Source organism: Candidatus Erwinia haradaeae, from assembly GCF_900698885.1.
Lineage (GTDB): Bacteria > Pseudomonadota > Gammaproteobacteria > Enterobacterales > Enterobacteriaceae > Erwinia_E > Erwinia_E haradaeae_H.
In genome coordinates, this window is sequence record NZ_LR217705.1 from 539789 (window position 1) to 564937 (window position 25149).

General features: G+C 30.0%; 13 protein-coding genes. 6 read left to right on the top strand and 7 right to left on the bottom strand.

What is annotated here, in order from left to right:
* Positions 1-5: 5 nt before the first annotated feature.
* The 4 genes from lipB to recB form a co-directional block, all read right to left on the bottom strand.
* A complete protein-coding gene (gene lipB / locus ERCISPPS3390_RS01725) occupies positions 6-677 on the bottom strand; it encodes a lipoyl(octanoyl) transferase LipB (RefSeq protein ID WP_231517353.1) in 672 nt (223 codons plus the stop codon).
* Positions 678-811: 134 nt separating this feature from the next.
* A complete protein-coding gene (ybeD, locus tag ERCISPPS3390_RS01730; RefSeq protein WP_197095125.1) occupies positions 812-1075 on the bottom strand; it encodes a DUF493 family protein YbeD in 264 nt (87 codons plus the stop codon).
* A gap of 1056 nt (positions 1076-2131) precedes the next feature.
* On the bottom strand, positions 2132-3799 hold the full coding sequence (gene glnS / locus ERCISPPS3390_RS01735; protein ID WP_197095126.1) for a glutamine--tRNA ligase: 1668 nt from the start codon (positions 3797-3799) through the stop codon (positions 2132-2134).
* Positions 3800-4025: 226 nt separating this feature from the next.
* Entirely contained in the window at positions 4026-7577 is a 3552-nt protein-coding gene (gene recB / locus ERCISPPS3390_RS01740; RefSeq protein ID WP_197095127.1) for an exodeoxyribonuclease V subunit beta, read from the bottom strand.
* A gap of 1352 nt (positions 7578-8929) precedes the next feature.
* On the opposite strand from recB, the gene ERCISPPS3390_RS01745 reads away from it, so the two are divergent.
* From ERCISPPS3390_RS01745 to fabA, 3 genes are all read left to right on the top strand, one after another.
* Complete coding sequence (locus ERCISPPS3390_RS01745) at positions 8930-9262, top strand: BolA/IbaG family iron-sulfur metabolism protein (RefSeq protein ID WP_197095128.1); 333 nt, start codon at positions 8930-8932, stop codon at positions 9260-9262.
* 626 nt (positions 9263-9888) lie between these two features.
* Positions 9889-11661 (top strand): AAA family ATPase, encoded by a 1773-nt coding sequence (locus tag ERCISPPS3390_RS01750; RefSeq protein ID WP_197095129.1) that lies wholly within the window; start codon positions 9889-9891, stop codon positions 11659-11661.
* Positions 11662-12668: 1007 nt separating this feature from the next.
* A complete protein-coding gene (gene fabA, locus ERCISPPS3390_RS01755) occupies positions 12669-13187 on the top strand; it encodes a bifunctional 3-hydroxydecanoyl-ACP dehydratase/trans-2-decenoyl-ACP isomerase (RefSeq protein WP_197095130.1) in 519 nt (172 codons plus the stop codon).
* A gap of 1518 nt (positions 13188-14705) precedes the next feature.
* Here fabA and rluD read toward each other — a convergent pair.
* Positions 14706-15671, bottom strand: coding sequence for a 23S rRNA pseudouridine(1911/1915/1917) synthase RluD (gene rluD / locus ERCISPPS3390_RS01760; protein WP_197095131.1), 966 nt, complete (start codon positions 15669-15671; stop codon positions 14706-14708).
* Positions 15672-15816: 145 nt separating this feature from the next.
* Here rluD and bamD point away from each other — a divergent pair, with 145 nt between their 5' ends.
* Entirely contained in the window at positions 15817-16548 is a 732-nt protein-coding gene (gene bamD, locus ERCISPPS3390_RS01765) for an outer membrane protein assembly factor BamD (RefSeq protein ID WP_197095132.1), read from the top strand.
* Positions 16549-17784: 1236 nt separating this feature from the next.
* Positions 17785-18636, top strand: a complete 852-nt coding sequence (queF, locus tag ERCISPPS3390_RS01770) for an NADPH-dependent 7-cyano-7-deazaguanine reductase QueF (RefSeq protein WP_197095133.1) — start codon at positions 17785-17787, stop codon at positions 18634-18636.
* A gap of 1010 nt (positions 18637-19646) precedes the next feature.
* On the opposite strand, the gene ERCISPPS3390_RS01775 is transcribed toward queF, so the two are convergent.
* Both ERCISPPS3390_RS01775 and lpcA read right to left on the bottom strand, forming a co-directional pair.
* Entirely contained in the window at positions 19647-22268 is a 2622-nt protein-coding gene (locus ERCISPPS3390_RS01775; protein WP_197095134.1) for a bifunctional aconitate hydratase 2/2-methylisocitrate dehydratase, read from the bottom strand.
* A gap of 447 nt (positions 22269-22715) precedes the next feature.
* The gene (lpcA, locus tag ERCISPPS3390_RS01780) at positions 22716-23315 is read right to left on the bottom strand and encodes a D-sedoheptulose 7-phosphate isomerase (RefSeq protein ID WP_197095135.1); all 600 of its coding nucleotides are present in this window, start codon (positions 23313-23315) and stop codon (positions 22716-22718) included.
* Between the two features lie 887 nt (positions 23316-24202).
* Between lpcA and accD the strand changes: the two genes are divergently transcribed.
* The gene (accD, locus tag ERCISPPS3390_RS01785) at positions 24203-25093 is read left to right on the top strand and encodes an acetyl-CoA carboxylase, carboxyltransferase subunit beta (RefSeq protein ID WP_197095136.1); all 891 of its coding nucleotides are present in this window, start codon (positions 24203-24205) and stop codon (positions 25091-25093) included.
* The last annotated feature ends 56 nt before the right edge of the window (positions 25094-25149 follow it).

Genomic DNA, 25149 nt, shown 5'->3' on the forward strand with positions numbered 1-25149 from the left:
TGTATTTAATCTAATGCATGATACTCAGATATAGTACTATTCTTATCCCAATAAATCCTGTTAACAGCTAACTGATGCGTTAAGCTACGTATCAATATTGGTTGAACTTCTAAGAGAGTTATCTCAGGTTTTTTCTGTTTTAATTGAGTCATTTCAAGTAAAGGGTCTCCGCAAGGGTCAATATATAGAAAAGGGGTTAAATCCATATTAATATTAAAAGCTAAACCATGATATGAGCAATTATTTCGTACACGTAATCCTAATGAGCATATTTTTTTGCCATCTACATATACACCTGGTGACCCAGGTTTTATATATGCATTTACAGAGAATACAGCCAAAGTCTCAATTGCTGTTTGCTCAAGAGCAACTACTAATTGATGAACTCCAATGCATCGCCGCTTTAGGTTTATCATTGCATATAACATTTGCTGGCCTGGACCGTGATAAGTAATTTGCCCGCCTCGATCACTTTTCATGATAGGAATGCCTGTAGGTAATATAAGAGGTTTTTTTTTACTTGTCTGGCCTTGTGTAAATACTGGAAAGTGCTCTACCAACCAGATTTCATCTGGTGTCATGTAATCTCTTTGGTTGGTAAATTTCCGCATGGCACACGAGATAGATAGCCAGTTATGTAAACCAAGTGATCGAATAATAAGTGTGTCTGGAGACAAAATCTGTATTCCTATTCTATAAGTTATACTAGTTTTCCAATCTTCAATAAACTTTACTGCCATTAGATATAATCAATTATGATAAATATGTATTATAAGAGAAAACATCTTCATAGATATTTTTATGTAAGTCATTATAAGACCATAAAAACTTTTTCGATATTACCTAATTTATTGTATAATGTATCCACCTGTTGAATATGAGTTACGGAAACGGTGATAGATACTGAAGAATATTTTCCTTTCTGGCTAGTTTTAAGTTCTGGAGTATACTCACCAGGAGCATAAATTTGTACTACTTTAACTATTTTCTCCACTAGGTCAGGACATGACAGAGCTATAATTTTATAAGTAAATAATGTAGGAAACTTAAGAAAATTTATAAGATTGCTTTTCATTGACACCTTCATGCTATAAGTTTAGAGTCTGGAGTGAGTAATAGATTACTTAAATTTTAATCACATAGATTATTTAATGAGATATATTAGAAATAATTACAGTAATTTGTAAAAAACCTGCTTATATTATACTGTCATTGAGCATAAAATAATGTATTGCGTTGTAGATAAATTAGGTATTTGTATTTTTATTAAATATTAAAAAAGATGTCAATTGTTCAATAATGATTGAATCTATCTTAGTTATCATTGGAGCTTAATGCTCTATTATATATATATTTTTTATATATTATGTGAATGATGATTAAGATATGCTTTGTCAGGTGTATCAACCTCTAATTCCATAGAATAAATGAGTAGTGAGCTACTATATATATCTGATGATTGCCAATAATATTAAAAATATTATCTAATTTAATATTAAAGATATTATCTAATTCTGTTTTTTAATAAGTTTATAGAGAATTAATAGTTCTTTATTTTACTTTTAGCTAGTATTCTGTATCGTGTATGAATTTTAGTTATAGTATTATTACACCTTTGCTCTGAAGGCATACAATATTATATTGATAACTTAACGAGAGAATATTATAAAGAGCGTAGATATAGATTGAGTCTGTGAAATAATTTAATATTATTTTGTAGTATGCAGTAGTATGAATTTTTTTTGCTGTGTATTCTCAAATAAGGATAAGGAATATCGTGGGATTATTAAATAACCATATAGGTGATCATTATTTTTAGAATATTTTTTTAGAATTGATTATATCATAATAACCATGTTATGAAACAGTATCATAAAAATTAAAAAAAGAGTATTGAGTTTTAGTGTGAAAATAATAGATTAGTGCCTAAAACATGAAATGTTAATATATTACAACTAATATAAGTCTCTTTTATTAGTAAGTTAACCAATGGTAGTTCATTGATTACTACTAAAATATTATTTAGATTTTGAGATCTTATGTGGATCAGAAGATTTATTTAAATATCTGATGCGACGGAGTTAAAAAGTTATCTAATAACCTAAAATCTTTTATTGCTAATTGCGAAAAATTATGCGTTAATTTTTACCCAAGTATTCCGCAAACCCACAATACGATTAAAGACTAAATTAGTTGAAGAAGAGTTGACACTATCGGTACAAAAATATCCCTCTCTTTCAAATTGGTAAGGAAATGAAATTTTTGCAGTTCGCATGCTGGGTTCAATGAAGCCATGTTGAATAACTAGTGAGTTTGGATTCAATTCTTTGATAAAATTATCTGCTGCCAATGGATTAGGTGAATTAAATAGTCTCTCGTATAAACGAAATTCCGCAACAAGTGCATATTTTGCTGATACCCAATGAATGACTCCTTTGATCTTACGACCATCACTTGGATGCTTCTTCATCGTGCTCATATCACAGGAGCAAAATAAGACAATGATATTACCTTGAGAATCTCTTTCTACACTCTCTGCTTTAATTACATAGGAATAACGTAAACGCACTTCTCCTCCTAAGATTAGGCGTTTATAATCTTTTTGCTCCTCTTCTTGAAAATCAGAACTATCAATATAAATTTCTTGTGTAAATGGAACTGAACGTGTTCCAAGTTCATGTTTGTTAGGATAATATGGTATATTGAGTATTTCTTCGTAATTTGATGGGAGATTCCTAATAAGTACTTTGATTGGATTAATTACAGCCATTACCCTTGGCGCGTGAGCATTTAACTCTTCACGAATACAACTTTCAAGCATTTCAATATTAATCATATTTTCTTGTTTTGTAACACCAATACGACGGCAAAATTCACGTATAGATGCTGCCGTATAGCCTCGTCGACGCATGCCAGCAATAGTAAGCATTCTTGGATCATCCCATCCTTCTACAATATTTTCAACAACTAGACGGTGCAGATGTCTTTTAGAGATGATAGTGTATTGAAGATTAAGACGTGAAAATTCATACTGTCGTGGATGCGCAGTAATATTGATATTATTCAAAATCCAATCATATAAACGACGATTATCTTGAAATTCTAGTGTACATAAAGAGTGAGTAATCCCCTCCAATGCGTCAGAAATACAATGGGCAAAATCATACATTGGATATATACACCATTTTTTTCCGGTTTGGTGATGTTCTTCAAATTTTATGCGATAAAGTACTGGGTCACGTAGGATAATAAAAGGCGATGTCATATTAATTTTAGCACGTAAGCAGGCATCGCCTTCAGCGATTTCACCATTACGCATTTGAGAAAATAATTGCAAATTATCGCGTATACTACGATTACGATACGGGCTGTTTTTTCCAGGTGCGGTTAAAGTTCCACGATATTCGCGAATTAAATGAGATGATAATTCATCAACATATGCTAAGTTTTTCTGAATAAGTTCAATAGCATATTGATATTGTTTTTCAAAATAATCTGAAGAATATCGAACCTTACCATCCCACTGAAATCCTAACCAGGTAATGTCACGCTTAATAGATTCAATAAATTCTGCATTTTCTTTTGTTGGATTTGTATCATCAAATCGTAGGTGACATTTTCCTTTGTAGTCCTGAGCTATGCCAAAGTTTAGACAAATGGATTTCGCATGACCAATATGCAGGTAACCATTTGGTTCTGGTGGGAAACGGGTGCGCACTATTTTATGCATGCCCTCTGCTAGATCTTTATTAATAATTTGTCGAATGAAGTTAGTTGGATAGCTTGAGATCTTACTCATTTTCATTTCCTTAGTAAAACTGATGAAATTTTATGTAAAAATATTTAAAGCATAGTGTTTTTATAGTAAAAAGTTATTATTTATGCGTTAGATATTATTTATTACTAAATTAGTAGAAGTAAGTATTGAATCTCATTATCAAAATTATTAAAATATAGTATAAAGAGATTTTATTAATAGTGCACGACTTGTTTTTGCATTATTTAGATATCTTAATTCTATGGACTTAGAGCCTATCCATAGAAGTAATGAAATCTGCATGTAGAAGAGTATTATAAACAGCGTTATCATTTTCTAAATGATTTACGCCACGTAAAAAAAGATAGATTATCCCACCAAAGTGCCTCTGATAATCATAATCTATTAAACGATGACGTAAATATCGATGTAGTGCCAATGTATATAATTGGTACTGCAAATCATAACGGTGCTCCTGCATTGCCTGAATGATTCTATTTTTGGTGTAATAATTGCCACTTTCACCGAACCAATGAGATTTATAATCTAATAGGTAATATTTACCTCTCCAGAGAAATACTAGATCAATCGAACCTTCCAGCATGCCTTTAATTTGATTAAATCTAAGTGGAGGGCAACTCGCCGATAATGGATCTTGTTGCATAATCTTGTTTAGTTTTTCTGCTGTAAGTGGTTCTGAAAATGGTAAATAAAATTTTAGTTCTACCTGTCTATTCTTCATGGGTATATTGTGCAGACTAACACCAGTTTCATTTAAAGTAGTATGAAGAATACTCTGAATCCATTCATACATTACTGGCACCCAGTCCTGGTTTAACCCATGATAGATAATCTGTTTTTCTAACCAAGAAATGCTCAATGGTGCGCTGAAATCTAGACTTGATAATAATCTATGAAGGAAGATCCCGGATTTCGCACCTCTTGGAAAAGTATGTCGTGTATATTGCATATTTTCCACTATACAACTACTGCTTGATTGATTTCCGGATACATGAATATCAAAACTTTTAAACGATAATCTATCTATACTATTAATATTACTAGTACTAGTAGCATTATGTTTTTGCAAAAGATCTGAATAACTTGTAATTTTCCACTTCTCTTGAATAGGATATGATAATGTGCGGATATGAATTTTTTCGATATCGATAGCATTACGATCAGTATCCTGCCATTGTCTCCCCTTTTGTCCTGATGCAATAGCAACGGCAGTATTTTCTCCATTAAACACTTGCAGCGCAGATTTCAAACTACTAGCGTTCATTGCTTGTCCTTTTTGAATTAAGTAGCCTATTGCACTACGATGTAAGTGACTTTTGTCGGTTTTTTTACTAGAGCTTATAAATAGTGGCGCAATACCAACACTACAGTGAAATATAGAACGTGTAAGTGCCACATACAACAAGCGTAGATCTTCTGATAATCTTTCTTGATCGGCTAAGACCATGTTTTTAGTATCTTTTTGTAAGTCAAGCACAGTCGTAAAAGTTTGATGATCATAAAAAATTGCATTTTTTGCTTCACGAAAAGTGGCAGCAAATGGTATCCATACTAACGGATATTGCAATCCTTTAGATTTATGGATTGTGATAATTTGTACTAAAGTATGATTACTCTCTAGGCGAATGTATTGATCAGGTTGACAGGAATTTGGTTTCTGAATGTTTTTTGTGAGCCAGTTTATTAAACTTTGTTCATTTGCGCATATAAACGAGGCTTCTTGTAACACTTCACCTAAGTGTATTAGATTAGTTAAGCAACGTTTTACATGCAAAGGTGATGATAAATTCTCAGCGATTTTCTCCTGAAGCATGAGTTTACGGAGCATAGATAATACACCATATTTTTTCCAACACGTTTGATAATCAAAAAATCTTCTTATTAAAGAATTCCACACCACTTCCTGACTTTGCATGGAATAAATAGTTGCTTTATCTATGCCTAAAAAGTTTGTTGACAGACTACTTCGTAAAATTGATTTTTTTTCTGGTGTTAATATTGCCTGCAAGAGATAGAGCATTTCTTTTGCTTCTAATGTAGAAAAGATGCTATCTCGATTAGAAAGGTATACCGATGGTATATTTAGTGCATATAGAGCTTTTTTTACTATTTCTGCTTCACTGCGCCTGCGTACTAATATGGTAATATCTGAAGCTCTCACTGGTTTTTTATTGTTCATATAACAAAAAAAAGCTTTACCATTTTTACTTTGATGTAACCAATGACTAATTTCTGCGGCACACTCCTGTGCCATAAATTCTTGATAATCACTAATATTAATAGTACTACCTGGCTGTAGACAAAATTTTAGAGCAGGTTGCATCTTGCAGTTTAAACTAAAATGAAAGTGATGATTAGGTGTGGCTGATTGAATGCGTGTAAAGGGTATTTCTTTAAAAACAAACGGGTTATAATGATTTAAAAATAAAAGGTTAACGGCATCGACCATATTTTTTGATGAGCGCCAATTTGTTTCTAATGTATAGCGCTCCTTAATATCCGAGCGTGCGCGCATATAGGTAAAAATATCCGCACCTCGAAATGCATAAATTGCTTGTTTAGGATCACCTATTAATAATAGCGCGCCATGAGATATGTTATGATATATAGCATGAAAAATACGATATTGTTGTATATCGGTATCTTGAAATTCATCTATTAACGCTACTGGATAATTTTTTTGAATAGTTTTAGCTAATATTTTACCATTTGGTTTATGTAATGATGAATTAAGTAGCGTTAATAGATCATGAAATCCGATTTTTGCATGTAAAGATTTTTCTTGTTGTATAGAGCATCGAATCTGTTGCAGTGCTAAAGTTATAACGCAATCATATAGGGATAGGGGGTTTGAAAGAAAACGCTCAATCTCCAGAAAAATTGGATGATGCGGTGGCTCTCCATTTGTACTTTTATTTAGTAATGTGCTTTGACTAAAATTTACTAGATATTTTATTATAAAGTAATCTACTGTTTCAGTTTTTGCCCATTGTGTAATGCTATCCAGCCAGTTTTTTAGATTTTTTCTATTATAACTACGGCGATTAATGCCAGATGTCTCAATTAATTCTTGTATATTTTGCACATTTAACCACGATGTTTTAATATTTTTAATACGTTCTATAATATTAGCATGCTGTTGTTCGATGTTTTGATAGGTTGTGTGGGTTGTTTTCAGAAAAATCTCTTCCCTATATAGCCATGGTAATAATGTTTGAAGTAACTGTTCTGGTCCAATCCAAAGTTTTCGCACGATACGAGCAATTGGTTTTGGTAATGGATAGCAATATCGCCTCCAGAAGTCAAATATTGCTTGACGTTGAAATGGGGTTTCATCTATAAGCAGCTCCTGCTTGAAAAGCACACCAGACTCAATGGGTTGCATATGTAAGATGCGTTGACAAAACCCATGTATAGTAAAAATAGCTGCTGCGTGCATGTTACGCTCGGCTATTGATAAGTGCAAGATAGCTTGAGGCAAATTTGTTATTTGAGATATGAGCTGCTTAAGGATTGGATTTGAGGTTTTTTCACGAATACAAGCAATGCGTAATTCATGTATATTACTACGAATCCGTGTACGTAATTCAGCCGCAGAAGCTTCAGTAAAGGTTACTACTAAAATTTCTTCAACTGACAATCGTCGCACAAAATCTATTTTTTTTCCTAAACCTAGCAGGAGACGTAAATAGATCAATCCAATTGTAAAGGTTTTTCCAGTCCCCGCAGAAGCTTCAATGATTATTTCACCTTTTAGGGATAATGTTAGAGGTTCTAATTTAGAATAACCTTTTTGCATAAAAATAGATCCTGGCTAAGTGATAGAACATATCAAGGATACACCTATCTTTTAGTATTATTCTATTGTATACCTTTAAAAGAGATACCGGTGCTGTGTAGAATTGTAGCATTCTATTTTTAAATATTGATTTGCTTTTAATTTTTTCAGATAGATCCATGACCTACCATTACAATATATAAGCTATTTAAATATTTTCTATTTTTATAAAAATAAGCGTTTACCTATTAATAAAATTCAAACATAAATATATTATTATTGTATTGATACTAATCTGACTTTTCATGCTAGTATTTTATTTTAATTTGTATATAATAGGAATTATTAAAAATTTTTAAATTTGATATAATATCATATTTTATATACTTTATAGTAATAGATTTAAAAATTAAAACACTAATGAATAATTTTATTTTTTTAAAAAGAACATTTTAATGTTTCTCAAAATTACTTCTTTTTATATGTAGAATTAAATTTATCATATAAAATAAATATTTTTAATAAAATTATTAGCTAATAGATAAGACTTAATACAACCATAGTATATGTAAATATTTTTGTAATAGCAGATGACATATCAAATGATAGTTGTAATGAAAACACTAAATGGTAAAATATTATTTTTATAATATTCTCCAGTGAGAAATGATCATTTTTTAAAATTTTTGTTAAATTAAAATAATTTATAGGTAAAAATCTATAATTAAAGATTATCTTTATTAAGAATCATTTAAAAAAATAAATACTTATCAATATAATATATAGTTACATAGATGTGATAATTAATAGTGTTTTAAATGCTATGCTAAAATTTTTTTATTTCTTGATATTATCAAGAATATTTTTATATCATTTATACACTATAAGAATGTTATATTAATAATATAGCTATTTTCTTGTTTTATTGATTTCAATATATGATTTTATTAAAACGCCTACATATAAAGATAAAGACATTTATATAATAATTTATATTAATATTAATATCTACTCTTTGGTAGCAGGAAAAAGAAAGAAATGTTAACTAACATGTTAGTTTTTTTAGTAGGTTAATATTTCATATGCATATTATAGAAATATAAATATACGGGTTACACTAAAATACAAAAAGATTTATCAGTTTTGCGAAAGTTAAGCTTCTGTAACTATATTAAAATAGTGAGGTTATTAAGTACATTAATACTAATTATAAGACATATATCAAGCATAAAAATTTTTATCAATTTAATAGAATATTTATCTATATAAATAGATTATAGATTTATAGATAATTTTTCTGAATATTATTTAAATTCAGGTTAATTTTTAATTAATATAGGTTGGTATAAGCATTACTCTTATTAAGAGGATTTATGAATAATATTTGTAACATTATAGAATATAAGTTATTTAAAGCGTTTGCTCCGGAGTATCTCAAGGTATATGATGAGAGCCAATATCATTTGATGTATAGAGGTTTAGAAAGTCACTTTAAAGTATTAATAGTAAGCAAGATGTTTCATGCTCAAGAAGTACTTAAAAGACATCGTGCAATTTATAAAGTGCTAGCTAAAGAAATAGTAGATAGTGTGCATGCTTTATCTTTAAAAATTTATTCCTGTTCGGAGTGGGATATGGCCCAACATGTTCTTGACTTACGTGTTGGATTTGAATCCCCGCGTTGTTTACGGTGTAATAACAAATAATCAGGATATCTATAATTTAGTATATTTTTCGTGAAGAATTATCTTCAAGATATGGGGCTTTTGAATAGATTTTAATAATTATATTTCGTGAAGTTTTATAATTGTAGGTAAAAATTCTAAAAATATTAAAGTTATTCTGTGATTTTTATAAAAACAGAATAATATGCAGCAATCATTTATAGTTTCCAGAAGATACAAATAATCATACAGATTTATATGCTTATATGTTCTTTATATCTTCTAGTCTAGAAGACGTATTAACATGATTAGATTACTAGAATCTAGTATGAACTACTTTTATTTCTGCAGGTAAAAACATTCTATAAAAATGTCAGTTAAAAATTTTATAAAAAATATTTTTTTATTACACACCTTCTATATATAATTATAGATCTGGCTTTGTCATTAGATAAAACACATAAAAAATTTTATATCTTAGCAGATAGATAAGGATTTTATATAATTTTAATGCTTATATTCTTAATATGTACGATTTATTTACTACAATAAAGGTTAACAGAACATCGTGTAATTAATCAGTATAAGTAAACTTATATGATGTTTTATATATAAAAATTCTTAAATCATAGTTAATTAACTAGTACGTTATGCTTATTTAGAATAATATGGTTATTTTGAAAAAAGATCCATTAAAGTGGAATATTTTGCAGACTTCTATAGAACGATTTCAGCATCTATTCTTAAAGAATCTAATAGTTGATACGGATTATTTTCGTATTGTACAAGCACGTCTCTATAACGGGCTGGATCTATTGTCAAAAACTATGGCGCTAGAACCGATAATGTTAATTAAAAGCCCCGAAAGTAGTATATATTTTACATTTTTACAAAAAATTCTTCTAGCAATGCAGGAAAAAACAGCAAATAAAACAAAAATACTATATGGTGGTCGTTATGAAATTAACGAGCATACAGTAGATTGGTATCCAGCAAAAACTATACAAGATAATTTTGCCACTTATGGTGGTGTGCATCAATCGGATTGGATTGAACATAATAATCTTTTTGGTTGTGTGCATATATATAAAAATCAAGTCTCCTTGTCACCAGGTTTAGTACACCATGCTAATGGAGGTTTTCTGATATTATCTCTGCGTGCTATATTAGAACAACCGTTGATGTGGCTTCGTTTAAAGAAAATACTAACTTGCAAAAAATATGAATGGTATTCCAGTGATCATTCTGCACCCCTTCCATTAGATATTCCGTCGATGCCAATGTCTTTTCGTCTTCTTCTCATGGGAGGGCAAGAAGCTCTGGAAGATTTTAAGAATTTAGAGTTTGAATTAACTAATGTGTCTTTATATGGTGAATTTGAGGATACAATTGAATTATCAGATGATATAGCGTTTATGAATTGGCGAATGTGGGTGCAAAGTGTTGCAGATGCCATGGGATGTCCTCCTACTGATTATAATTTTTGGCCAGCGTTAGTTCATGAAGGTATACGCTGGACTGGGGATCAGGGGTTGCTTCCGTTAAATTTAGATTGGATCAGATATCAGTTACAGGAAGCTTTATTGTATTGTACAGATGGTTTAATGAAAGGAAACAATCTTAAGAAAGCCATTAAAATGCGTGCATGGAGAGAAGGATTAATATTAGAAAAAATTCTAAATAATATTGAGCAGAATCAGATACAAATTGACACAAAAGGTGAGGTGATAGGGCAAATTAATGCTCTATCAGTAATAGAATTTCCGGGTCACCCAGGCGCTTTCGGAACCCCTGTTCGTGTAAGTTGCGTAGTACATATTGGTGATGGTGAGTTCATTGATGTAGAGCGTAAAGTAGATCTTGGTGGTAGTATTCATTCTAAAGGTCTAATGATTATGCAATCTTGGCTACTGTCAACCTTAAAATTAGAACAGAATATTCCATTTTCTGCGTCATTAGTGTTTGAACAATCATATTCAGAGCTGGATGGTGATAGTGCTTCGTTAGCTGCACTATGTGCACTAATTAGTGCTTTATCGTTAACGCCGATTAATCAAAAGATTGCAGTCACGGGTTCTATAGATCAGCTAGGTAGCGTGCAATCCATCGGTGGAATTAATGAAAAGATTGAAGGATTTTTTCAGATCTGCAATCAACGGATACTTGATGGTTGCCAAGGAGTTATTATACCGTCTTCCAATATTCGTCATCTTTCATTGCATCAAGATGTAATGAAAGCTATAAAAAATGGCACATTCTCTCTGTGGGCGGTATCTAATGTTGATGAAGCCTTGTTATTATTAACTGGTGTACCGTGGAAAAATAAATTAGGGCCTTCTCTTTTGTGCTTTATAAAAGAGCGCATTGCAAAAATTAATTCACAAGACATTCGGCGACGTACAGGGCCACTGCGTTGGTTTAATTGGATAAGTTCAATTTAATTTATTATGTACTATATATTTTGCTTTGTTCATTCAGTTAAAGCAATAGCTATAATTATTATTAGGTTTTTTTTAGATATAAAATGATGTCATCATCCTTAATTAACTTATTCTGTATAAATCAATATTTGATTGATTAGTCTATAATAATTATTAGTATAGATGGTATATTATTTGATTTTCTCAGGATATTATATTATTGCATATCTACCATTTTATTAAGAATTTTGTGATATATATTTTAATTATTAATAATTAATTTTATTAACAGAATTTAACGTAAATGTTTTGTTTAAAATTATAGATTATATTTTAAAATATAAGCATAAATAATAAATTTTTACTAAATAATTTTTATTTTAAATAAAAATACATATAGCGATATCTGATTAAAAAAGCACATTGTGTAATAAAATAAACAGGATGATTACACAATATATGTTTCTGTGTATATTAAAAATATTTAATAATATCAGTTATATCAAATAATAAGAAAATAAAAAATACAGAATATATTAGAAATTTTTAGATAAAAACTATACTTATACCGCGTCAGTGCTAAACATGTATATTAGTAATAAATATACTATAATTAATACCAATCAAACTATCTAAAAGCACTTATTTTAAATTCTTAAAAACTAAAATAAAATATGCTGATTTTATTTATATCCTAGCATTATATTTGTAAAAAAAGTTTATAACAGAGAAATAATCAATTAGGATAAAAAATTATTTACAATACGGAATTACCTGTAATTCCGAAGAGTAATTTTAATTTATAATATGTACTATGATCGCTCTTTTTCTGATTTTGAATAAATGCATTAAAAGAAGGATTATTAAATAGAGAGAAAGCACATTGGGTTTTATCTAAAACTCTTGCATATATTTCAGTCTATTTAGTTTTGATAGAAATTCTATAATTATGAGTACTATCAAATACAGCACGAACTGTATACCTTCGGATTTCCACATATAATTAACCAATATAAGGTTTATGGAATATGCTAAATCAATCTATTTTTTATACAAAAGAAGATCTAATTGCCTCTGGACGTGCTGAACTTTTTGGTATAGATGGTCCTCCATTACCATCTGGTAACATGTTAATGATCGATCGTATCGTACATGTTACAGAAACTAATGGAAAATATCATAAAGGTTTTGTTTTAGCAGAATTAGATATTCATCCAGATTTATGGTTCTTTTCGTGCCATTTTATTGGTGATCCGGTGATGCCGGGCTGTTTAGGATTAGATGCCATGTGGCAACTAGTTGGTTTTTATCTTGGTTGGCTGGGAGGAAAAGGTAAAGGTCGTGCACTAGGTGTTGGTTCAGTAAAATTTGCCGGACAGATTTTACCAAGTGCTAAAAAAGTGTCTTATCTTGTTCATATTAAACGCATTATTAAACGTAAACTTATTATGGGTGTAGCGGATGGTGAAGTGATAGTAGATGGTCAAATTATCTATACTGCTACTGATTTAAAAGTAGGGCTCTTTAAAGATTCTTCTTCCTTTTAATCCAGTTGAGCATGGATATATATAATTTAAAGATTGGTTAATTAAAAATTTAGTTAAAAGTATTATACGATTCTTAAATGTCTTCTAAGATAGATCTATCAAGAAAAAATATTAAGAGTTAATTTTATATGTTTCTAATATTATGCAGTAAATTTTATATTTTTATTTTATATTTTAACCATATATCTGAAAAAAATCTAGCATTTTATTTATAAGGTTATTGAATCATATAGTAATAATCCTTTATTTAAATACTATTTAAACCGGTTTCTATTCATTATAAAGATTAAATTTAATATTTTTTAATTTTATTAAAATTATGATTATTTTTATATAACTGACGTTGACTATTAATCTAATAATGATGTAAAACTTTTCAATAAACATACAATGATAGTTATATTTATACCATTTTCTTTAATCATAAATAGATATCTAGAAGCTGCATTGAACTTTTTATCAGAAATTTTTTATATAAATATTTTTGATATTGCATATAATAATGGCTAGCCAGATTAGGAAAACGGATAGATAATCTCTAATATTTTAGAGCCAAGAGAGCTTATTAATTTTTAAAATATAAATATCGCATGTTAAGATACTAAGCTAACGTGCTATACGCTTGTTATGATAATGTAGCATAAAATATGATACGTATTATTTAATAACTATATATAAAATTTTTATATTATATTAATGCGACTATACTATAGTGATATGAGTATATAAAAATCATTTAGATACTTCTCATATATCAAATAAATCTTAATTATAAATTATTAGTCTATGATAGATTAAATCAAGCGTGATAATATGAATTGTCACTTTGTATTGATATTTAGCGAGATACACAGAACGTATGGTAATTACGCAATGGATAGGTATGGTATTTAACTATAGAAACTCATGAGAATAACTAGGAAATCCTAAAAATATAAGTAAAACACTGCAGTATTAATAATTGTTCTTGCATTTATTATTTAATCTATTATAGAAATCTGATCTAATTTTATTAAATATAGCTCAGATTTTTATTCAGTGATTCTTACCAGAAATTTATAAAATTTAGTATATTTTTAGGCTAAATAAATGGTGTCTAATGCTATTAGAATTAAAATATGCTATTTTATAGTCATAATTAATACTATTAGTAATACCTTACTAGTGTTTATCAATAAACATGTTTTTTAAGATCATAATCTGCTATTATGCTATAATACTTATAGAATCAGATCTTCTACAATAGATTGTTTCTATTTTGATATGCTATCAGATCATAAAATATCTCTGATTTTAGTATCAATAGCTTTTATTATATGTTGTATATATTATTTTATAATAATATTGTATGTATATCACATGATCCAAATTTTTGATGATTTTTAAAATATGAGCCATTTTATAGATTGTGTTTATATTGGCATGTAATTCATGCATATAATACCTTGTTGTAATGATTTTTATTATTACACTTAATAACTTTTAGCAACTATTAAATCTAATCAATAATTAGTCCTCTTAGTGTTTAAATTTTTCCGTATCAGTCTGTATTGCATTAATCAATTCTATCATATCTATAGGTAGTTCAGTATGCCATTCCATAGCTATACCAGATATAGGATGATTCATGCGTAACATAGTGGCATGTAGTGCCTGACGATTAAAAGCAGATAAAGCAGCCATAAAAACCTCTGAAGACCCCTTTGGTAGGTGAGGACGGCCAGAGTATATAGGGTCACCAACAATTGGGTGTGTGATATGTGACATATGAACACGGATCTGATGTGTACGACCAGTTTCTAGTTGTAACCTAAGCCAGGTATGATTGCGAAAATTTTTTATAATACTATAATGAGTTATCGCGGGTTTTCCCATAGAATTTACTGCCATATGGGTGCGTTTCCTGATATGACGACCTATTGGTGCATCAACTTTTCCACTAGTAATTATTTGACCCGTAACTATTGCTTCATATTCACGAATAATCTCTCTTTTTCGTAAATTCTTTAAAAGATAATTGTGCGCAGAAATAGTTTTTGCTATTACCATAAGGCCAGTTGTGTCCTTATCTAAACGATGCACAATACCTGCTCTAGGAATACAAGCGCTCTCTGGAAAATGGTATAACATGGCATTCATAATGGTGTCATCATAATGACCTGGCCCAGGATGTACTACTAATTTACTAGGTTTATTAATGAGAAGAATCTCATCATCTTCATAAACAATATTTAATGGAATCTCCTTGGAGTCCCAGAAGATTCTTTCTTTGATTTCTGCATCAATACTAATTAATTCGCCACCGGATACCTTTTTTTTAGCTTTATCAACAATAACTCCGTTAACAGAAACGTATTGATTAAGAATCCATGTTTTTAAACAAGAACGTGAGTAGTTTGGAAATAATTCTTTTAATGCTTGATCTAAACGTTGGCCAAGTTGTAGTGTAGACACTTTTGCGTTAAGTTTTATTTTTTTTTGCATAAATTTGCATAAATAAGAGTGTTGTAATTTCACGTTAGACTATCATGTGGTGTTAATTTCGGCTACTATTTAGCCAAAACTAAATTACTACTACATACTGAGTGAGACGCTTCTCGCATAAACCGTCAAGGATACAATAATCTTCATGATTCGTATAAAATATTTTTCAATTATCGTACTACACAGCTTTCTGCTATATGCGTGTACTGGGTCTAGTGGTATAGCGCCAAATCAGTCGCCTGGCATGATTTTAGCACATGCCGAAAAAGAACTACAGCGCGGAGGTTTTAAAAAAGCTATTTTACAGCTCACAACTTTTAATGCCAACTATCCATTAAGTCCATATTGCGAACAGGTGCAATTAGACTTGGTCTATGCATATTACAAAAATAATAATTTTTCTTTAGCATTAGAAACCATTGATCACTTTTTACGTCTATATCCAAACCACTCAAATCTTGATTACATTATGTACATGCGTGGTTTAATATATATGGAAAAAGATAATAACCCGATACAAACTTTTTTTGGTATTGATCGATCAGATCGAGATCCGATCCATAGATTATCTGCATTTAATAGTTTCTCGCAAATGTTACACAATTATCCGAATAGTCAATATGCTATTGATGCACGTAAACGTCTTATTTTTCTAAAAGAATGTCAAGCAAAACATGAGTTATCCGTGGCTGAATTTTATGAGAAACGTGGAGCTTATATAGCAGTGGTTAATCGTGTAGATAAAATGCTAATAGATTATCCAGATTCAAAGGCAACTCATCAAGCTTTACAGTTAATGGAAAATGCTTACCGTCAATTACACTTAAATGCACAAGCGGATCGTATCGCAAAAATTATTGCTACTAATCCAGTTTAAGAACATGTAATTTTATTTTTAATAAAAATTATATATAATATAAACAAAAATATATTGCAGACAGAATCTATACTGCGTCGTCACAGTATCAATAATTTGATTTAGTGTAAATATATTAAGCTTTCTATCAATTATCAATCGATAGCATATATTAAAACTCTTTAATTTTTTTTATCTAAAAATAATAATAGAATCTATGTCATCTAATTTAAAATTAGATTGCTAAGATAGTAATAGAACTAACGTTATCTTTTCCTATATCTTTTTATTTTAATAAACTCTCTCTATTTGTCAGATTGATAAAGTAAAGTAAAGAAAGTTTTTTTGATATAAGCGTTAATAAATATTAACTTTGATAAGTTATAAGTATTTCAAACCATACATGATTATCTAAAAGAATGAAAGGCAGATGAAGAAATAGTTTTATATTTACATGGTACATATAATATAAATAATATTTATAATATTAGATATATTCAAATTGATTATAGCTATTTATCTTTATTGTTTCCTGCTTATAGTATGTAATATCTAATTAACATTAAATATAAAATGTTTAAAATGATAGATTATCTAGAATAATACAATGATTTATTATTTGACGATAGATGAATCTAAACCTGAGAGCATATAATTATAACTTTATGTATGATATCTCGAGTGTTATACATTAATGCTGATTAAGCTTGTAAAATTATTAAGTATTTAACTATAAGATCAATAGATAAATTTAGTGATTATTTCTATCTTAATATAAAAAATACATATTTTCTGTATATTTGTAGAAAATTCTTAAATTAAATTAGGTATAAATTTAAGGTTATTACCTTAAAAGTAAAAATATATTTACTTAAAGTGAGTGTTGAGCTATTACTCACTTCTATTAATTATTAGTATTATTATAACTATGGCTAAATGTCTTATTTTTCTATCTTCATTACAATGAGAAAAAACTATCTATATTACCAAGTGACTGATGATTTTTTTAAGAAAAAACAAAATCAGTTTTTAACTAAAGATGTCAAAACAAAAAAGACTAAAATATTTTATATACATTTAATATGTGACACCTATTAAATGTATTGCACATTGGTCTGTTGTCGGTATAGCTGGTCTTTATAGGAAAAAGATGTTTAGGTTATTACATATCTTATTTAGCTTAAAAGTCTTAAAAGTCACTACATAGTATTCAGACAGTTTATTTTTAATGAGATACTTAATATTCAGGAAACTATTATGTCTACGTCTAACTATTTTAATCAAAATATCTTATCAGAACAGTTTCTTGGAAAGCCTACAAAATATCATGATATTTATCAGCCTATGCTTCTGCGAGCCATCCCGCGTAATCTTAACAGGGAGTTGATAAATTTTGATCTAAATCAAACAGGGCTAACCGGAGAAGATATTTGGACATTATATGAAATATCTTGGCTCAATCAAAAAGGGTTGCCACAAGTCGCGATTGGAGAGTTGGCGTTAGATATGCGCAGTGTTAATTTAATCGAATCTAAAAGCTTAAAATTATACTTAAATAGCTTTAGTCAAACTCGATTTATAAGTTCAGAGGCAGTTCGTCAGACTATAGAATATGATCTTAGTAATTGTGCCATAGGACTTGTTACGGTTACTTTATTTCGACTTCAAGATATACGCAAGAGAACTATTGGTCATTTACCTGGTATATGTATCGATGAGCAAGATATTGATATTAATAATTACGAACTTAATTCTGATTACTTGCATAATAGCACCGCCTCGGATATTGCTCAAGAGCAATTAGTCAGTCATCTTTTTAAGTCTAATTGTTTAATTACTAGACAACCAGATTGGGCTACAATACAAATTAGCTATTATGGTTTAAGAATTCATCATGAACCTTTGTTACGTTACCTCATTTCTTACAGAAAGCATTATGAATTTCATGAACAGTGCGCCGAAAGAATTTTTCATGATATTATAACATATTGCAATCCAAAGAAATTGAGCGTGTATATTCGCTATACACGACGAGGTGGAATAGATATTAATCCCTGGCGTAGTAATGCTGAGTACGTACCATATCGTACTCGTCTAGCAAGACAGTAATATACTTTATCTTTAGAAAAAACTTTTAAAAATAATTTATAGTTTTATGAGTATTTTACACGATACGTGTAATACCAATACTGATAAAAAATAGCATATGATTTGACATCTTTTTAAGTATCACATGATTAGTCATATGTGTAGCTGGTCGTTAAATAAAAGGCGCATTATCATTTTTTACTTATTCAAAAGGATATAAAATTTTTAAGAGTATTTTTGAAAGATTTATATGTGAAATAGATACACTTATCAGTGTATAATGCAGAAAAATAAAACCTTTATTACATTTTTTACTTTTATGGTAAATATAAGCACTAGATTCTAATTTATATAAAACACTCATAAAATTCAATGGAACTGTATAGATTAATATCGTTTTCGTAATCTAGAAAAAATATCATTTATAGCTATAATTAGCTAATAACTCTTGTTTACTGTACGATAAATCTAATCAGTTCGAAACTATTAAGGTTATATAAAATTTTGATAATAGACGGAGATAATTTAAATATCTTACCATTCTAAATCATAAGATATGATGACATATTCATGATATATACACCCTTAACAAAAAATTCTTTATCTGACGAAAAGACTATGACTATATAGAGGTTATGTATATATTGAGGCAATACTTCAATTAGGATAACTATCTTTGAATAGTAAAAGATGTATAGCGCATTACCATAAATGTATCATAACATAGATGTAATCTATAATACATAGATGACCAATCTATTAAATAAATATTCCTAAAACAAATTATTAACTAAGATTGTTAACATGAATTTCATTCTAGAATATAATATTATTACAGTATGGTTTAAAAGAAAATTAATAGCTAAATATTAGTATTTCTTATTACTTTTCAATAGAATAAAAACTACAAAAGAAAAATAAAAAATATGCAAAAAATTATAGAGCACTCGAGATTAAATTTTTTATTTATATTTTTATTTAAAAATACATTTTGTTTAGTAATTATAAAAAATGCTAGAATGTTTTATAATTTATGGTGAACAATCTGCTTTATATTTCGGTGTTTGAAAAATTACAGTATTTTTTTTATTAGAATACTCTTCTATCTCATTAAAATTTAAATAACGATAGGTATCTATAGAGGTGGAGTTAATTGCTTTCATAAACATATAGTATTCAGATAAAGTAGGTAATTTACCTAAAATTGCTGAAATAGTAGCAAGTTCGACAGAAGAAAGAAAAACCTTTGTTTTATTACCAAGTCGGTTGGGGAAATTTCTCGTAGAAGTAGACACCACTGTAGTGCCATCAGATACACGAGCTTGGTTACCCATACATAGTGAACAACCCGGCATCTCAATGCGTGCACCACTGTTCTTAAAAATATTATAATAACCTTCTTGAGTCAATTGTCTTACATCCATTTTTGTAGGGGGCGCTACCCATAAACGGGCTTTTAGGGAGCCTGTCAGTTTATTTTTTAGTAATTTTCCAGCTGCACGAAAATGACCAATATTAGTCATGCAGGAGCCAATAAATACTTCGTTAACAGGAGTTCCTGAGACGTCAGATAGAACGCAGGCATCATCTGGATCATTTGGAGCACATAGAATCGGTTCTGTAATATTAGATAGATTAATATTTAGCGTTTCAGTATATGATGCATCTACATCTCTTTCCAGGAGTTGAGGAAAACTTAGCCACTCCTCCATGCGACTGATGCGACGCTTAATAGTGCATATGTTGCCATAACCCTGACGAACCATCCATTTTAATAGTATAATATTAGAATTTAAATATTCTATGACTGAATCTTTACTTAATTGAATAACACACCCTGCTGAAGAGCGTTCAGCAGACGCATCTGAGAACTCAAATGCTTGTTCTACCTTGAGATTTGGTAGGCCTTCAATTTCCATGATCCGACCAGAAAATATGTTTTTCTTGTTTGGTGTTTTCACAGTCAAAAGGCCTGCTTGAATAGCATAAAATGGGATAGAATGAACGACATCACGTAGGGTAATATGTGGCTGTATTTTTCCTATGAAACGTATCAATACTGATTCTGGCATATCTAGTGGAATTTTTCCAGTAGCAGCAGCGAAGGCAACCAAACCAGAACCAGCTGGAAAAGAAAGACCAATAGGAAAGCGGGTATGTGAATCACCGCCAGTACCAACAGTATCGGGTAATAGCATACGGTTAAGCCAGCTATGAATAATTCCATCTCCAGGTCGTAGAGAAATACCACCACGATCCATCATAAAATTTGGCAACGTATCATGAGTTAACAGGTCTATAGGCTTAGGATAAGCTGAGGTATGACAAAACGACTGCATCACTAAATCTGCAGAGAAGCTTAGACAGGCTAGATCTTGTAGTTCATCTTTAGTCATTGGTCCAGTGGTATCTTGCGAGCCAACGGAAGTTATTTTTGGTTCACAATATGTACCTGGATAAACTCCTTTAAGGCCACAGGCGCGACCTACTATCTTTTGTGCTAAAGAAAAATTTGATTGACTGTTTTCAAGAGTCTGTGTTGCTAAAAATACATCCGAAGGTGGTAGTGATAATGCAGTTCGAGCTTTTTCAGTTAAAGAACGTCCAATAATAAGCGCAATACGACCTCCGGCACGTACCTCATCTAATAAAACCTTGGTTTTAAGTGAGAACTTAGCTAATATTTCATTAGTTTGATGGCTGCGAATCTCACCTTGATATGGATAGATATCAATTATATCCCCCATTCTAAGACGCTCTACATTTACCTCAATAGGTAGTGCCCCTGCATCTTCCATGGTATTAAAAAAAATAGGAGCTATACTACCACCAAGACATATCCCCCCACTTTTCTTATTGGGAACATATGGGATATCCTCTCCTATAAACCATAGTACTGAGTTCGTAGCTGATTTACGTGATGAGCCTGTACCTACGATATCACCTACGTAAACTAAAGGAAAACCTTTCTTTTTTAAATTCTCTATTTGTTTTATCGGACCAATAATGCCTTCTTTATCTGGTTTTATGCCTTCACGAGGATATTTTAACATTGCCAGTGCATGTAATGGAATATCTGGTCGAGACCATGCATCCGTAGCAGGAGATAAATCATCAGTATTACTTTCACCTGCTACTTTAAATACCGTTAATGTAATTTTTTTAGCTAATATTGGACGCTCGAGAAACCATTCAGCATTAGCCCATGAATGCATAACTTTTTGAGCGTATATATTTCCTTTTTTTGCCTTTTTTTCTACATCATTAAAATAATCAAAGATTAGTAAAGTATGAGATAGACAATCAGCAGCAAGCATGGAGAATCTATTATTATCAAGTATTTTGAGAAGGATATCAATGTTATAACCTCCTCGCATAGTACCTAGTAGTTTTACTGCTTTTTCTGGAGTAACAAAAGGGGAGATTGTATGACCTGTTATGATAGAATCTAAGAATGATGCTTTGATATATGATGATTCATCAACACCCGGTGGTACTCGATACATTAATAAATCAAGTAGAAGTTCTTTTTCTTTTGCAAAAGGCTCTTGTAATAACTTAACTAACTGAGTTACTTGGTTCACATTTAAGGGTTTTGGTAGAATTCCTTGGTTTTTACGTTCAGCAACATGCTTCTGGTATTCTGCTAACATGATGCTCTCCTTGATAGTTAGCCTATTCTAGGTAAAGGTACTTTACCGTGTATATTGTTTTATCTATTGTTTTATAAAAAATATCAGCATGAGATAAATATTTTATTTATTCTAAAGAGAATATCTTTAGATATCATGTTAATGATCTCGGGTAAGTTAGATAGTAGAATTGCAATTAAAAACTGAAAGCATAATCTATAAAGTAATCAAAATTTATTAATTATTGCAGCTGTTGTATAGATTTTTAATTTCTAGATGTTACGAAAATTAGTAGTATGATTATACTATCTTTTATTATATAAATATATCAATTGTTTAAATTCTAATTATTTATGATTTATTTCAATCTCCAAGATCATGCAAGATAGTACAGGAGAAATATATTTTATATACTTTAACAGATATTATATTACTCGTATTAAGAATCTCTAAAATATATAGAAATTATCATATGGTAATTACAGAGTTTTTTCTTGTCATTTCTTTTTCAATTAGTAATATAAGAATATGAATAACTTTAATATGAATTTCTTGGATACGATCAGAATAACCAATATGAGGAACACGGATAATTACATCTACCATACCATTGATTGCACTGACTTTATAACCTGTTAGCATAATAACTTTCATACCTTGTAAATAAGCACATTGAACTGCTTTTATTATATTTTTTGAAGTACCTGAAGTTGATATTCCCATTAAAATATCTCCGGGTTTACCTACAGCTTCAATATAGCGAGAAAAAACATAATCATAACCAAAATCATTACTCACGCAAGAAAAATGCCCAACATCAGAAATAGAAATCGCTGGATATCCTGGACGGTTTTCGCGGTAACGACCGGTTAACTCTTCTGCAAAGTGCATTGAATCGCAATGCGATCCTCCATTACCACAAGATAAAACTTTACCTCCAGATTTAAAAGTATCAGCCAATAATATACCTGCCAACTGAATTGCTTCAAGATTTTCTTTATGACTAAGAAATGCATTTAATGTTTTTGATGCTTGCTGCAGTTCATCACGAATCATATCTTGATACATTTAACCCCCTTTCATTAGGAATAACTTCAGTAATATCAACCTATAATCACAGATATGATAATTATATTTTAATTATGCGTAGGAAATTCAATGTATATAAGAGTTTTATCATTGCTTGTCTTAATTTAAGATAATTATAAAAATTATGACATTTAGAAAAATCTATATCAAATATATAAAATGTATAAAGATTAGTGTCAGGTAATATCAAGTCCATGACTTAAGGTTTTTTCTAATATGTCTATTAAAGATCATCTTTTGATATGAGACGATGATCTATAGAAATAAACACACTGTATAATTTTTAGATAATAGATAGTGAGATTACAGGAGAATCCTTTCTCTATGTAGACATTAGATTTATTTTTTTATATTGAAGGTAATATCCAGCTTATTATTTAATATATCAGATATTTTCAATAGGTTGGTTGAAGCTTTGTTCTATTGATTGTTAAATCTGGAGTATTAATGATTATATTATGCTCTTTTAATGAAGAGCATTCATGAATTGTCTAACGTGTATATTTACAGAAAATGTTATCTAGAATATCACACTCTAATGATATCACGAGTATAATTAGAATATGTGTCATTAGATTTTAGTATTATTATGATATATAAGAATTAAGGCTTTTGATTTTATTTATTTTACAGTTTTACAAAAAATATGCTATTTAAATAATTATTTGTAGAAATCTTAGTATTTAGAATACTGATTAACAAAATTATCATAACTTCATTAAGTGAATTCAAGCATATATTCATTAAATCATAATATAATATGTTATGTTATGTTATGTTTATTAATTTTTAAACTACATGCGATAGATTCTATTTAAAAGATAGATTTTATTCAGAAAAAATCATATAAAAGTAACAGGCCATTTATGAGCTGGATTGAGCGAATTTTTTCTACAAGGAGACTCACCCCGTCGCGTAAAGCGCATATTCCTGAAGGAGTATGGACAAAATGTCATAGCTGCAGTCAGGTTCTATACCGCGCTGAATTGGAACGTAATCTTAATGTTTGCCCAAAATGCGATCATCATATGAGAATGCACGCTCGAGATCGTCTGCATAGTCTATTAGATCCAGGTTCACTATGTGAGTTGGCGATAGAACTAGAACCTAAAGACATCCTAAAATTTAGAGATTCTAAAAAATATAAAGATCGCCTGATTTCTGCTCAGAAAGCCACTAGAGAAAAGGATGCATTGATACTAATGAAGGGCGCTATACACAGTATACCAGTTATTGCAGTAGCGTTTGAGTTTTTATTTATGGGCGGATCAATGGGTTCTGTAGTTGGTGAACGTTTTGTGCGCGGAGTAGAGCAAGCTATAAGAGATCAGTGTCCAATGATTTGTTTTTCTGCCTCTGGGGGAGCGAGAATGCAGGAGGCGCTAATATCTCTTATGCAAATGGCTAAAACTAGCGCAGCTCTTGCAAAATTACAAGAGCATGGTTTACCATATATTTCGGTTCTAACAGATCCAACCATGGGTGGAGTGTCTGCTAGTCTTGCAATGCTTGGAGATCTTAATATTGCTGAACCAAAAGCATTAATTGGTTTTGCAGGTCCTCGTGTCATTAAACAAACACTTCATGAGACATTACCACCTGGATTTCAAAGAAGCGAGTTTTTACTTGAGAAAGGTGCAATTGATATGATATTGCGTCGTCCAGTGATGCGCTTTAAATTAGCATGTATCCTTGCGAAGATGATGAATCTTCCAGTGCCAGATTCTGAGAATAAGAACGCTAGTGTGACTGAATAGGGTTAAGTAATGCACTAGAGCATAAAAAAATTTATGTAATATTATGAATATAATTC